Source organism: Devosia rhizoryzae, assembly GCF_016698665.1.
Taxonomy (GTDB): domain Bacteria; phylum Pseudomonadota; class Alphaproteobacteria; order Rhizobiales; family Devosiaceae; genus Devosia; species Devosia rhizoryzae.
Genome location: NZ_CP068046.1, coordinates 3314157 through 3329150, shown reverse-complemented (window position 1 = coordinate 3329150; position 14994 = coordinate 3314157). Strand labels below are relative to the sequence as shown.

The window sequence follows — 14994 nt, the reverse complement described above, 5'->3', positions numbered from 1 at the left end:
CCCATGGCTGGTGTAACCATCGACAAAGTCCGCCGCAGCTACGGCGCTCTGACCGTGCTCAAGGACGTTTCGCTCGACGTGCAGCCGGGCGAGTTCGCCGTGCTGCTTGGACCATCTGGATGCGGCAAATCCACTTTGCTCGCCTCCATCGCCGGCCTGGATGATCTGCAGAGCGGACGCATCCTCTTCGACGGCGAGGACGTCACCGATTACGAACCGGCCGAGCGCAATATCGGCATGGTGTTCCAGTCCTATGCGCTCTATCCCAACATGACCGTGCGGCAGAACATGTCGTTCGGGCTCGAAGTCGCCAAGACGCCCAAGGCCGAGATCGTCGAGCGCGTGCAATGGGCAGCCCAGCTTCTCCAGATCGAGCCACTGCTCGATCGCAAGCCGTCCCAGCTCTCCGGTGGCCAGCGCCAGCGCATCGCCATCGGCCGCGCTCTGGTGCGAAAGGCCGACCTTTTTCTCTTCGACGAGCCGCTGTCCAACCTTGATGCCAAGCTGCGCACCGAGATGCGCGTGGAGATCAAGAACCTCCACCAAAAGCTCGGGGTAACCTTCATCTATGTGACCCATGACCAGGTCGAAGCCATGACGCTGGCCACCCGCATCGCGGTGATGCATGGCGGCGTGATCGAACAATATGCTTCGCCCGATGAGGTCTATAACCGCCCCGCCAGCCTCTTCGTCGCTGACTTCGTCGGCTCCCCGCCAATGAACCTGCTGCCTGCCCGGCTGCAAAAGACTGCCGCCGGCCTCACCGCCACCATCGAGGGCCACACGGTGCCGGTTGACAATTACCCGTTCCTCGCTTCCCCGGCCGATGGGGAAGAGATCGTGCTCGGCATACGTCCGGAGCATGTTCTTATCGACGCGCCAGATGCGGCCTTTGCCATCAGGGCGCCTATTCTGGTTGTCGAACCGCTGGGCGCCGATACGCTGGCCTGGTTCGAGCTTGCCAACAAGCGCATGGCAGCGCGCCTCACCCCGGAAGCAGCGCGCGGGCTGGGCCGCGAGGTGTCGCTGAGCTTTGACCTCCGGCAGATTTCGCTCTTTTCCAAAGCAACAGAACGGCGCCTCTAGGCACGTCGGGGACTACGATGGCTCAACGACTTTTCATTATAGGCGCCGGCGTCATTGCCCGGGCTCATGCCGCAGCGTCGCGCGCGTTAGACGATATCGTGCTCTTTGTGGCCGATCCGAGTGCTGAGGCGTTGGAGGCTTTCACCGCGGTCAATCCCGATGCCACGGCCTTTGCCGATGCCGACGAGATGTTGAGCATGGCGGCCGAGCCCGACGATATTGTCGTGGTTGCAGTGCCGCCGTGGCTGCATGCGCCGATGACTCTCAAGGGCTTTGCTTCGGGCCGCCATGTGCTTTGCGAAAAGCCGTTGGGACGCGATCTTGCCGAACTCGACAGCATGCTCGAGGCCGCGCAGCGCGCCGGCAAGCATCTGGGTGATTGCAGTGTGCGGTTCCTCGGCCAGCCGCAGCTGGAACGGGCGCGGGAGATCCTCCGCTCGGGGCAGCTTGGCAAGATCTACCACGGCACACTGATCAATCGGCGGAGCCGCAGCCGTCCGGGCGTTGAATATCAGCCGAGCAGCAAGTGGTTCCTGCATCGCGAAAAAAGCGGTGGCGGCGCCTTGCTCGATTGGGGCGTCTACGATTTCACCACGCTGTTCGATGTCATCCGCCCCAGCAAAATAGAAATTCTCAATGCCTGGATCGCGGCGCCGTCCACAGCGCTCGACCCGCAGGACGTTCCTTTTGACGTCGAGTCCCATGCCGGCGCCAGCATGCTGGTGACGCTCGAGGATGGTACCGTCTTCAACCTCGCCTATGAGCGTGGCAACGGCCTGCACGGCCAGGAACGCGACATCATGGAGCTCGATGGCGCGACGGCCAGCATAGCGTGGAACTGGGTCGGCTTTCAGCATGACCGGGTGATGAGCCTCACCACCCACACCGATACGGAGGGACGCGCCGTCGCTACCACTGAGCGTTTCGAGCTCGGCACAGCCGACGCCTGGAACAGCATGCCCCTTCATAGCTTCGTCGACCTCGTGCAGGGGCGCCCAAGCTTGGCGCTGAGCCAGCACCGCCTGCGTTTCAACTTCGCCTGTATCGCTGCGCTCTATGAAGTGGCCTCTACTCGCCAGCCAAAGACCATCTCCCTGCGCTAGCCTGCCTGCCGCCCAAACGAACGGACTGTCATGACCCCGCAAATTTTCCCCGATGCCGAAAGCCTTGGCCATCACCTGGCACGGAAGCTTCTGAACGGCATCGCCGACGCACGCGCGGACGGTCGCCGTTTCCTGCTCGGCTGCCCGTCGGGGCGCTCCCCCAAGCCAGTTTATGATCAAATGGCCGCGCTTCTGGCTCAAGCGCCGCAAGACATTTCCAACCTGGTGCTGGTGATGATGGACGAATACCTCGTCACCGCAGCCGATGGCCGCCCCACCAATGCGCCGGCGGATGCGCATTTCTCCTGCCACCGCTTCGCGCGCGCCGATATTGCCGACCAGCTGAACGCCGCTCTCCCCGCTGAGTGGCAGCTGACCGAAGAAAATATCTGGTTCCCCGACCCCGATCGTGCCGATCAATATGATGCCCGCATCGAAGCGGCCGGTGGCGTTGACTATTTCCTCCTCGCTTCGGGCGCTGGAGACGGCCACGTGGCCTTCAACCCGCCCAATAGTCCGGCCGATGGCGGCTCGCGCATCGTGACGCTCGCCGAACAAACGCGACGTGACAATCTCCTGACCTTTCCGCAGTTCCGCGACCTTTCCGAAGTGCCGCTGCAGGGCGTTTCTGTGGGTGTCGGCACCATTGCCAAGGCACGTGCGGCAGGCATGATCCTGCTCGGCGAGGGCAAGCGGGAAGCATTCCGCCGCATCATCGCCGCTTCCGGCTATGACGAAGAGTGGCCGGCAACGGTGATCCATCTCGTCGCCAAACCCGAAATCCTGGCCGATCAGGCCGCTGCCCAATAAGCTGAGGACGCCTCCCATGGTCACCCAGACCCAGCCGATCGCGCTTTATTATTTCCGCACGCCCAACGGCCACAAGGTCTCGATGATGCTCGAGGAACTGGGCGTTCCCTACACCATTCGCGTCATCCATATCGGCAAGGGCGACCAGCTGAAGCCCGAGTTTTTGGCCATCTCCCCCAACAATAAGATCCCGGCCATCGTCGATCCCGAAGGCTCGGATGGCGCGCCGATCTCGATCTTTGAATCCGGGGCGATCCTTCAGTATCTCGGCAGCAAGTTCGGCCAATTCTACCCTGCCGAGCTGCGCGCAAAGACCAAAGTTGACGAGTGGCTCTTCTGGCAGGTCGGCGGCTTCGGCCCGATGCTGGGACAGAACAATCATTTCGTCCATTACGCGCCGGAAAAGGTGCCTTACGCAATCAACCGCTACGTCAATGAGACGCATCGGCTTTACGGCGTGCTGAATCGGCAGCTCGAAGAGCGCGACTATATCGCCGGGGATTACTCGATCGCAGACATCGCCACTATCGGCTGGGCCAACGATCTCGAGCGCCAGACCATGGACCCGGCCGACTTCCCCAACGTCATGCGCTGGCGCGAAGCGGTAAATGCGCGGCCTGCCATCCAGCGCGCCTACGCCATCAACATCGATGAAGCGTCGATCCCCAACCTGGCCGAAGACAAGGATGCCCAGGCAGTGCTGTTCGGACAGCGCGCCAAATGAGCATCCGCGAGCGCATTGCCGTTTCCACCTGGTCGCTGCATCGATACCTTGGCGTCAGCTATCCGCATGATCTGGTGACACTGGCCGTGCCCGAGGGCGAGCCAACCTGGGGCGAAGGCGAGGATTCGCTGCTCGGCGTTCCCTCGGCACTGCGGCGTCACCTCGACATCGGACTGGTCGATATCTGTTCGTTCCATCTGCGCAGCCTCGACCCCATCTACCTCGATGAGCTGAGAGCCTCTCTGGCCACCTCCGACGTCGCCTTGCAGATGTTGCAGATCGATGCCGGCGACATCACCGACCCAGTCAATGGCCAGCGCGATCTCGACTGGACAAGCCACTGGCTCGAAATCGCTGAACGGCTTGGCGCAAAATTTGCCCGCGTCATCGCCGGCCGCCAGCCAGCAAGCCCTGAAGCATTGGAGCGTTCCGCGCAGCACCTGCGAACCCTGGCGCAGCGCAACAGCGGCTCCGCGGTCCGCATCCTCGTTGAGAACTGGTTCGATCTGCTTGATCGTCCTGGGGATGTCCACACGCTGTTCGGCAAGCTCGACGGTGCGGTGGGGCTCAATGTCGACACGGGCAACTGGCGGGGGGAGCGCAAATACGCCGATCTCGCCGGCATTTTCCCCCCCGCCGAACTCTGCTACCTCAACCCGGTTTTTGCCGATGGCAAACTCGACCAGCACGATCTCGAGCGGGTGCTGACCATCGCCGATGACGCTGGCTACCAGGGCAACTTCACCCTGATCTACGACGCCGATCACCCGTCCGACGAATGGACGGGCCTGCGCATGGAGATCAGGGCGCTGGAAGATCATTACGGTCACTGACGCATGAATGATTTTTCGATCGCCGACCTCTGGATCTACCCGGTCAAGTCCCTGGGCGGCATGAAGGTGAGCCAGGTGACAATCACCGAGGGCGGCTCCTTTGCCGGCGACCGGGAGTGGCTGGTGGTTGATCTTGACGGCAAGATGCTGTGGCAGGGCGACCTGCCGCGCATGACGCTGCTGAGCGCCACACTTGAGAGCGGCCACCTGACCTTACGTCAGCCGGACGGTGACAGCATTACCATCGACCGCGAGTACCCGGGCACTCCGATGGCGATCACGCAATATGGCTATGAGTTCGATTCCGTCGATGCCGGCACCGATGCGGCGGCGTGGCTTTCCGCCTTCTTGAACCACTCCTGCCGTTTGGTGCGCATCGGCGGACTGGCGCATCGCTGGGGCGGGCTCAACCCCGTACACACGGTTTCGCTGCGCTCTCTTGAGGTACTGAACAAGCGCATGGCTGAGCTTGCCCATGCCCCAATCGAAGTCGAGCGTCTTCGACCAAATGTTGTGCTGGGCGGCTACCACGAAGCCTTTGCTGAAGAACGCTGCTCCGCGCTCACATTTACCGATGCCGCTATTCACATGGTCGAGCCCTGTATTCGCTGCGAACTGCCCAACATCAGCCGCCTCGACGCGACACGTCAGCGTCAGCCGCTAAAACTGATCGGCACGATGAGCAAGGAGCGCCAAACCAGCAAGCCGGCCAGCTTCGGCATGTATGGCCGCGCACAAGGAAGTGCTCTCACGCGAGGCGACATAGCCAGGGATGCCATACTGGCGACGACATGACCGTCTGCCCCCCCTTGCCCCTCTGTTTTTGCGCACCATCCGGTATCTCAAAGGCTTTATCGCCACCTCAGGAAGCCAATATAGGCCTCAGCTTATGCGGGTGAGCGGGTCCGCACAGAATTGGGAACGGCTCTTACCAGTTCTTTCGCGCCATCCTGAGCATTCCGTCAGACCTTCGTAATTGACTCTGCCTTACCGTCTCAGGTGTTTTTCACGGGGTGGTCAGGGAGGCCTTGATGGAAACAGAAACAAAGCAACGTCCGATCAGTCTGGCCTTCGTGGACGATCACCCTGCTGTTCTCCACGGCATGACATCGATCTTTTCCGACGAGACTGATTTCGAGGTTATCGGGGTGGGTGCGACCGCCGATGAAGCGACAGCGCTGGCGATGCAATATCGGCCGGATGTCATATTCATCGATCTTAGCATGCCAGGGGACGTGGTCCAGGCGATCAGGGAGATCACCACCAAGGCCGCGCCCACCAAGGTTGTGGTGCTGACCGCTTATTCGAGCGTGCAATCGGCGATCAAGGTGCTCGATGCGGGGGCGATGGGCTTCGTGCTCAAGGGGAACAGCTTCGATGATCTCTTCGAAGCCGTGCAATCTGTGCTGCGGGGCGAGCTCTATGTCACGCGGAAGTATTTTGGCGAGGTCATGGCGCTGTTACGCGACAAGTCGCGCGGGCCAGTAAGCGAAATCCGGCTCAATGTGCGCGAGCAGCAGATCATCAAGCATCTGCTTGAGGCCAAGACCAATAAGGAGATTGCGTTGGCCCTGTCCGTAGGCGAGCAGACTATCAAGAATTACATGTCTTCGCTGATGATCAAGCTCAATGCGCGCAACCGGGTCGAGGTCGTCATCGCGGCTCGAAAGCTCAAGGATTTCAACTAAGGCCAGTTGGGGGTTTCGACACCGGCCAAGGGAATGGTGGCGCGGATGAGCGTGCCTCCGCCGGGGGGCGCGGTAATTTCGAGGGCGCCACCGACAGCGTTGATCCGATTGGTCATGCCAAGGAGGCCAAGGCCCCGGCGATCTTCGCTCTCGACCCTGACCTGTCCCATGCCCGGTCCACTATCCGAGATTTCGAGGACGATTTCAGCGCCGTCCGCCGCGGCGGTGACCTTTTGTCCCCTGCCCCCGGCATAGCGGGCCGAATTGTTTAGCGCTTCCTGCACAACCCGATAGATGCAGGTCTTGATAAGATGCGAGGCGTGCGGAGGCACGCTGGCCGGCCAGTACTGTACGGCCAGACCGGTGAGTGCCTCGTGGCGGGAGACTGCCAGGGCGATCGTGCCGTCGATGGTCAGATCGGCCAATTCGGGCAGAACCAGATCGGCGGAGATGCCACGAAGTTCTTCGAGCGCCTGGCTCGCCAGACCAATCAGACCATCGAGGCTGTTGCGAAGCCTGGTTTCGATCAGTGCCGGGTCTTTCCAGGCATCTTGCTGACCCTTGCTTTTGCTCGAAAGCAAATGGGTGAGCTTGAAGTTGAGGACGCTCAAGACCTGTATGGGGCCATCATGCAGGTCGGCGCCAACGCGACCGAGGAGCTGTTCATTGACTTCGGCCGCGCGGAGGCGGGTTTCGTCGGAGTCGATACGCAATTGCTCGTTCTGGCGCGCCGAGTCTGCTGAAAGGCGCGCCGCCGCCTGCAGAGCGGTTTGCTGGCGAACGATGGTGCGGCTGCCGCGAAGCACCACGGCGTAAAGGGTCACGATCATCGCAAGGCCGACGATACCGACCTCCATCCAGGAGCGCGCATAGGACTCGGCGACGGCGGATTGCAGGATCGAGGCTTCCTGGTGGAACTCGCCAACGGCAGTGACCGAGCTGAAGCCATCAGCGTAGAGCGGCACGTAGATTTCGATGAACGGCGTGCGCAGGTCCGGGTGGTTATATCCCTCTTCGAAATTGACGACGATTTCACCCGCCGCTGCCCGGGCGATACGGCCGGGGCCAACTTCTTCGGGGATCAGCACTTCGTTTGAGAGATAGACGATGTCGCCTTGCGGGTTCCAGAGCTTGATCGACCACAGGCCGGCATCGGACAGGGTTTGGGCATAGAGTTGATCGAGTTCGTCTTTCTGTTCCGGCGTGATCGTACCGGTCGCAGCAATGGCCGAGACATAGGGAGAAAAAACGCTCTTCATCAGGATGGCGCTTGCAAAAGCCGAACTGCGCAGCATGCCGTTGCGTGTGTTGTCTGCCACCCAGAGGCCGAGCACGGTCATGGCGGCAATGGTGACGATGGCGCCCACGATAGTGAACTGCAGGGCAAGGCTCATCCGGCGTGGATCAGTCAGACGTCCAACGGACCTTAGTACTGTTAATGCTCGGCTCAAAGTACTCACCTCCGCCGGACCCAAAGTACCGAATAATCGAAGTACCTTCCGATATATCAAACCACCCTTTTCTTCGACTTAGTAGGCGGCATGTCTCGGATGGCCGAATTTGTTTTCGGCGTGCCCGTTAACAACAGCCAGGGGGAAAAGGTAAATGGTCAATCTGGTCAAGCACGATCTGGAATTCATTCTCAAGCAAATCAAGATTGCCGAGGCACATGCTGGTGGCGAGGATTTGGCCAAGCTCGTGGCCGAGGCTGGCGGGGTTGACCCGAATGCCGCGCCGGGCGCAGCATTGCAGCCTCATCTTCTCCCCTATGGTCTTCGCACGGTAGATGGCAGCTACAACAACCTCATCGACGGCCGTGAGGAATGGGGCGCCGCAGCGCAGCCCTTCGTGCCGCTGGTCGAACCGAACCACATCAACGAGGGCGATGACGCGTTGATGTTCGGCACCCCGAATAATCCGGTTTGGCTGACCAACAACAATTATGCTTCCAATCCCGGCACGCCGTCAGGCAGCCCCATGTTGCCCAACGGCACCGTGGTCGACGCCGATCCGCGCCTGATTTCCAATCTCATCGTCGACCAGACCAGCAACAACCCGGCTGCGGTCGAAGTCTATAATGCCATGGTCCTTGAGGGTAAGGCCACAGCGACGCCGATGCTGACGCCTCAGGGCACCCCGGTGCTCCACACCGCTGATGTCCTAGGGTTCAATGGCGAAGTGCTGGTCACCGCCGGCAGCCCGGTGATGAGCTACACATTCGAGAACATTTCGCCCGATATCGGCGACTCGGCGCCCTACAACTCGATGTTCACGCTGTTTGGCCAGTTCTTCGACCACGGTCTCGACTTGGTGCAGAAGGGCGGCAACGGCACGGTTTACATCCCTCTGTCCCCCGATGACCCGCTTTATGTGGAAGGCAGCCATTCAAACTTCATGGTGCTGACGCGCGTTTCGACCAACGCCACCAATGTGACGACGCCCTGGGTCGACCAGAACCAGACTTATACGTCGCACGCTTCGCACCAGACCTTCCTGCGTGAATACACACTTCATGAGGGCAAGCCGGTAGCGACCGGGCACCTGCTGGAAGGCAAGAATGGCGGGCTCGCCACTTGGGCTGATGTCAAGGAACAGGCGCTGATGCTGGGCATCCAGCTCACCGACGCCGATGTCGGCAAGGTGCCGCTGTTGCGCACCGACGCCTATGGCAACTTCATTCCAAACAGCCAGGGCTATGCCCAGCTGATCGTCGGCATAGGTGCCGACAACACTCCAAACACCGCCGATGACATCGTGGTTTCCGGTACGCCAACGGCACCGGTCAATCCCACCACTGCCGGCGCAATCCGCACCCCCAATGCCTTCCTCGATGATATCGCCCATGCGGCCGTGCCGGTTGTAGCAGGAGGCGTCCTGCAGGCAGACGGCGACAACGGCGTCGGTTATTTCAACGCCGACGGCACTGCGGGCGGCATCAATTCCCGTGGCCAGCAGACCCACTATGACAATGAAATGCTCGACGCCCACTACATTACGGGCGACGGCCGCGGCAACGAGAACATTGGCCTCACCGCCATTCACCATGTGTTCCACTCCGAGCACAACAGCATTGTCGAGCAGACCAAGGAAGTCGTGCTGGAAAGCGGCGACCTTGCCTTCATCAACCAATGGTTGCTGAAGCCCATCGCCTCGCTAGCCGAGATCGACACTGCGGCAGAAATCGACGCGCTGGTCTGGGATGGCGAGCGCCTGTTCCAGGTGGGCCGTTTCACCAACGAAATGGAATACCAGCACCTGGTCTTCGAAGAATTCGGCCGCAAGATGCAGCCGGACATCGACGCCTTCCTGTTCGAGCCTTCAGCCGACATCAATCCGGCAATCTTCGCCGAATTCGCCCATGCGGTTTATCGCTTCGGCCATTCGATGCTGAACGAAAGCATCGATCGTATCGACATCAACGGCAATAGCTTCGACATCACGCTCTTTGAAGGGTTCCTCAACCCGCTTGCCATGGTCGGCAGCAGCGGAAGCAGCGTGCTTGATCACGATGTGGCCTCCGGCGCCATTATCCGCGGGATGTCGCGCCAGGCCGGCAACGAAATTGACGAATTCGTCACCAATGTGCTGCGCAACCAACTGGTCGGCATCCCGCTCGATCTGGCGGCAATCAATATCGCCCGAGGCCGCGATGTCGGGCTTCCGACGCTTAACGAAGCGCGCGCGCAATTTTATGCCATGGCGGGCAATGACAGCCAGCTAAAGCCCTATACGAGCTGGGTCGATTTCGCGCTCAACATCAACAACCCGGCCTCGATCGTCAATTTCATCGCGGCCTATGGCACGCATGAAAGCATTACCTCGGCCACCACTCTGGACGCCAAGCGCGCCGCCGCAGCAGCTCTGGTCCTCGGCGTCGGCACGGTGCCGCCCGATCGTCTGGACTTCCTCAAATCCACTGGCACCTGGGCCAACAAGGAAACCGGCCTCGGCAATATCGATCTCTGGATCGGCGGGCTTGCCGAAAAGAAGATGGATTTTGGCGGTATGCTGGGCTCCACCTTCAGCTTTGTCTTCGAACTGCAGATGGAAAATCTGCAGGAAGCCGATCGCTTCTATTACTTGTCGCGCGTCCAGGGCCTCAACCTGCTCAATGAACTCGAGAACAATTCGCTCTCCGAGATCATCATGCGCAATACCAACCTGGGCGATGAACACTCATCTGCCTTGCCGGGCGACATCTTCTCGACGCCGGACTTCACCCTTGAAGTCGACAAGTCCCGCCAGATCGGCGCGGATCCAACCCATAGCGATCCGATCCTCAACGCCCTGACGCCATTGGTCGTGCGTCTCGACACCGATGGCGACGGCGACACCGACATCCTCGTCTACCATGGCGGCGACCACGTCGTAATGGGCGGAACCGAGGAAGACGATATCATCACCGCCGGCGAAGGCGATGACACCATCTGGGGCCGGGGCGGCAACGATACGCTCGAGGGCGGCTATGGCGTCGACAAGATCTTCGGCGGCAAAGGCGACGACATCATCACCAATGCCGGCACCGACATCGGCGCTGCCGACTTCCTCCACGGCAATGAAGGCAATGACGTCATTCACGGCGGCAGCGGTCTTGGCCTGATCTTCGGCAATGAGGGCCAGGACTTCATCATCGGCGGCCCGGACGGCAAGCACATCCTGGGCGGTCTCGATAACGACTTCATCGCCGGCGGTGACGGCGGCGATTTCCTGATGGGCAATGAAGGGCACGACTGGATCGAAGGCGGCGGGCGGTTCGATACCCTTGCCGGCGACAATTCCGACCTCTTCTTCAACTCGACCATCATTGGTCACGACGTTCTCAACGGCAATGGCAGCGACACCGACTACGACGCTGAGTCCGGCGACGACATCATGTTCCAGAACGAGGGCATCCAGCGCTCCAATGGCATGGCCGGGTTTGACTGGGCAATCCACAAGGGCGACACCGTCGCCGCCAATTCCGACCTCGGCATCCCGATCTTTGATACGCAGGAAGCCTTCATCCTGCGCGATCGCTTCGACCTCGTCGAAGGCCTTTCCGGCTGGGACAAGAACGACGTCCTGACCGGCCGCAACAATGCGACCAATGCCCGGGCCGAGCTGCAGAACACCGCAGCCATCCCAGGACCCGACAGCCCGATCGACTCCTTCTCCAACGCCCTGCTGCAGAAGAACGTCGCGCTAATCGATGGTCTGGCATCCCTGGTGGCACATCTGACGCGTATCCCGGTTGTCGACGCTAACGGCCAGCCGGTGCTGGATGCCAACGGGGTGCAGGAGCAGATCGTCCTCGACACCGCAGATGCTTCCGACATTTTGCTCGGCGGCGGCGGCAGCGACATCATCAAGGGTCTGGCCGGCAACGACATCATCGATGGCGACCGCTGGCTCAATGTCCGCATCCAGTTCACCATCAACAACGTCGCCTATACCGCTGACGGCATGACCACCAAGGTCTACCTGAGCTCCGATCTCGTGAACGGCAAACTGGTCGATGGCGCCCTGGCGCAGTTCGGCGGCCGCACGCTCGACGCGCTGATGTTCACCCGCACGGTCAATCCCGGGCAGCTGTCGATCGTCCGCGAGATCGTGGATGGGGATGTGGGAAATACAGCCGAGGACATCGCCGTCTTCTCCGACGTCTTTGCCAACTACACCATCACCCGCAACGCAGATGGCAGCATCACTGTCGACCATACCGGCTTTGACGAAGACGCGGTCAACCCCGACGATGAAGAAACCGCACCGCGGCCCGTCTCTGACGGCACCGACCGGCTCTTCAACATCGAAGTGCTGCGCTTTGCCGACCAGGATGTGCGGTTCACACCGCCAGAGCTTTTCCTAAACGGGCCGACCACGGCCAACTATGCTGATAATTTCGACAATCGGGGTTGGGGCAACAGCACTGGCAACGTTAATTGGGGTCCCGACTGGGTCGAGACCGGTGACAACGGCGGTGGCATTGCTGCTGGCCAGATCCGGATCGATGAAAGCCAACTCCTCATCTTCAGCACCAATGTGCTGCGGTTCCACGGCGGCAGCTCCAGCGATGGCGCGACAATCACTCGCGATCTGAACCTGTCGGGCCGCCAGAGCGCGACCATCACTTACTCAGCAAATCCCGATAGCATGGAAGCGGGCGAAAACGTCCGCGTCGAATTTGCCGCCGACGGCGTCAACTTCGTTCTGCTGAACGAGATCACCGGCAACGGGGCGGAAACGGACTACAGTCATACGGCCAATGGACCATTCTCAGCGGCTGCCAAGATCCGCTTTGTGGCCAGCGCCATGAACGATGCCAACGACATCGTTTCGATAGACAACCTCTCGATCAGCTATCAGACGGCGCCCGCCACGGTGAATTACGAAACGACCTTCACCGAGGACGGCAACGAACAGGCCATCGCCCGCTCGCCGGTGATCGTCGAGGACAGCAACCGCATCGTCTCGGCCCGCGTGGTCCTGACCAATGCCCAAGCCAGTGACGTGCTCAGCGCGCCGACCAACCTGCCCGGCAATATTACTCGGGTCATCGACACCACTGTGCCGGGGATCATCACCATGATCCTGACCACGACCACTGTGGGCGGCGAAACCCTTGCGACCTTCCAGTCGGCTATTGCCCAGATCGAGTTCGAGAACACGTCGCAGAATCCGAGCACGATCGACCGCATTATCCACGTCACCGTTAGCGATGGGGTCAGCGACTCCAATATTGCGGTGACCACCATGAATGTCGTGGCCGTCAACGACCCGACCAATGCGCAGAACGATACGGTGATCACCAACATCGCTCGTGGTAATGCGATCGTCATTCCGGAATGGGCGCTGCTCGCCAACGACATCGATCCGGACAGCGCAATCAGCTTCACCTCGGTGGGCGGCGCCAATGGATTGACCGGCCTTTCGCGATCGAATGGCTCGGTCAGCGTGACCGATCCGACAACCGGCAATTCCGGCGGCACGTTCAACTACGTCGCCACGGGCAGCACCAACGATACAGCACAGGTCTCGATCTCTAACGACACCACCGGCAATGTCGATGGGAATAACAATAACAACATTCTGATTGGTGATGCTGCGTCGAGCACCTTCGATGCAGGTGGCGGCAACGACATTGTCTTCGCCGGCGCCGGCAACGACACCATCGTCTGGAATGTCGGAGACGGTCGCGACTATGTCGATGGCGGCACAAATGGTGCAGTAGGCGACACGTTCCGGGTCAATGGCAGCAACTTCGCCGAGACCTTCGTGGTCTATGCCCGCGCTGCAGCCGATGCAGCAGGCATCGCCGGCCTCAAGCCGGGAACGCAGATCGTCGTTGTTCGCGATGGCCAGGTCATCGCCGAACTGACCGGCATCGAAGAGCTGATCATCGACACCAATGGCGGCAACGACCAGGTTACGGTGATCGGCAATCTCGCGCCGACCGACCTGTCGGAGGAAACCATCACCGTCAACGGCTCGACCGGCAACGACACGGTGGACATTACCGCGCTTGCCTCGGCCCATCGCATCCTCTTCCGCACCAATGGCGGCAACGACACCATCGTGGGAACGCTGCGTCCGCAGGATGTGGTCGAATTGCCTGCAGGGATGACCTCGGCCGACTACGACATCGAGATCGATGAAAACGGCGTCACCACCATGACCAGCGGCGAGCACACGATCTGCTTCGTCGCTCCAGAAGGGCTGCCGCAGTTCTCCGATCATCATGATGACGAACACGAGGACGAAGAGCACGACGAAGACGACAACGGCCACGACGGCGAGGACGACGACTGCTCGACGGATGATGATGACGAGGAGCCCCAGGCTCCGGCCAATCCGGGCTCGTCCCATGCAATCATGGGGACCAGTCTCGACGATCTTCTGACTGGCACGTCCGGTGCGGACCTGATCTTCGGGCTTGCCGGCAACGATTATATCCTGGCAGGAGCCGCGGCCGACATCATCCGGGCCGAGGCGGGCAATGACTTCGTCCATGGCGAAGAGGGCCGCGACATCATCTTCGGTGGTGATGGCGACGACGACCTCTTCGGCGGCGATGGTGCCGACATGATCTATGGAGATGCGGGCAACGACCGGCTCTTCGGCGAAAATGGCGATGACCTGCTGACCGGCGGACTGGGCAACGACACCATCTTTGGTGGCGAAGGCAACGACCTCATGGTCGCCGGGATCGATGACGGTAACGACACCTATGATGGTGGCAGCGGCATCGACACCCTGGACTATGGCTCCTTGACCGCGGACCTTTCGGTCAATCTCGGCACCGGCGTCAACGGCCGCGGCAGCGTCACGGGCACCCAGTCGGGCACGGACACGCTCTATGGCATCGAGAACATCACCACCGGCTCGGGTGATGACCGGATCGTCGCCAGCAACGTCGTCAATGTCATCGACGGCGGGGACGGCAACGACACCTTCGTCTTCGGTTCGGCCACCGCTGCACATGGCGATACGATCATCGGCTTCGAGACCGGCGACAAGATCGACCTGTCGGGGATCGACGCCAATGCCGGCCTTGCCGGCCAGCAGAGCTTCACCCTGGTCACAGGCCAGTCGGCGACAGCTCCGGGACAGATCGTGGTGGCGCACGAGGTGCGCGAGGACGGCGAATATACCGTCATCTCGGGCAACACGGCCGGCGACGATGCTGCCGAGTTCCGGATCAGCCTCTCGGGCAATCACACGCTGACCAACAGCGACTTCAACCTCTAGCACGACGGCGCCCGGCCGGCATCCAG

Annotated in this window: 9 protein-coding genes; 8 read left to right on the top strand and 1 reads right to left on the bottom strand. The window is 60.9% G+C overall.

Translation table 11 applies throughout. The features are described from left to right. The first annotated feature begins 3 nt into the window (after positions 1 to 3). The 7 genes from JI748_RS16325 to JI748_RS16295 all read left to right on the top strand — a co-directional run bounded on the left by JI748_RS16325 (position 4) and on the right by JI748_RS16295 (position 6244). On the top strand, positions 4 to 1086 hold the full coding sequence (locus JI748_RS16325) for an ABC transporter ATP-binding protein (protein ID WP_201633131.1): 1083 nt from the start codon (positions 4 to 6) through the stop codon (positions 1084 to 1086). 17 nt (positions 1087 to 1103) lie between these two features. Continuing rightward, a complete protein-coding gene (locus JI748_RS16320) occupies positions 1104 to 2189 on the top strand; it encodes a Gfo/Idh/MocA family protein (RefSeq protein WP_201633128.1) in 1086 nt (361 codons plus the stop codon). Between the two features lie 30 nt (positions 2190 to 2219). Continuing rightward, positions 2220 to 2999 (top strand): 6-phosphogluconolactonase, encoded by a 780-nt coding sequence (locus JI748_RS16315; RefSeq protein ID WP_201633126.1) that lies wholly within the window; start codon positions 2220 to 2222, stop codon positions 2997 to 2999. 16 nt (positions 3000 to 3015) lie between these two features. After that, positions 3016 to 3723 (top strand): glutathione S-transferase N-terminal domain-containing protein, encoded by a 708-nt coding sequence (locus JI748_RS16310; RefSeq protein ID WP_201633123.1) that lies wholly within the window; start codon positions 3016 to 3018, stop codon positions 3721 to 3723. Then, a complete protein-coding gene (locus JI748_RS16305; protein WP_201633120.1) occupies positions 3720 to 4556 on the top strand; it encodes a sugar phosphate isomerase/epimerase family protein in 837 nt (278 codons plus the stop codon). Before JI748_RS16310 ends, JI748_RS16305 begins: the two co-directional genes overlap by 4 nt. Before the next feature lie 3 nt (positions 4557 to 4559). Further along, the gene (locus JI748_RS16300; protein ID WP_201633117.1) at positions 4560 to 5351 is read left to right on the top strand and encodes an MOSC domain-containing protein; all 792 of its coding nucleotides are present in this window, start codon (positions 4560 to 4562) and stop codon (positions 5349 to 5351) included. A gap of 236 nt (positions 5352 to 5587) precedes the next feature. Next, positions 5588 to 6244 (top strand): response regulator transcription factor, encoded by a 657-nt coding sequence (locus JI748_RS16295; RefSeq protein WP_201633114.1) that lies wholly within the window; start codon positions 5588 to 5590, stop codon positions 6242 to 6244. Here the strand turns inward: JI748_RS16295 and JI748_RS16290 are convergent. Beyond that, positions 6241 to 7638 carry a sensor histidine kinase gene (locus JI748_RS16290; protein WP_201633112.1) on the bottom strand — a complete coding sequence of 466 codons (1398 nt, stop codon included), beginning with the start codon at positions 7636 to 7638 and terminating at the stop codon, positions 6241 to 6243. The two genes, JI748_RS16295 and JI748_RS16290, sit on opposite strands and share 4 nt — an antisense overlap. Before the next feature lie 211 nt (positions 7639 to 7849). On the opposite strand from JI748_RS16290, the gene JI748_RS16285 reads away from it, so the two are divergent. Continuing rightward, positions 7850 to 14968 (top strand): peroxidase family protein, encoded by a 7119-nt coding sequence (locus JI748_RS16285; protein ID WP_201633109.1) that lies wholly within the window; start codon positions 7850 to 7852, stop codon positions 14966 to 14968. The last annotated feature ends 26 nt before the right edge of the window (positions 14969 to 14994 follow it).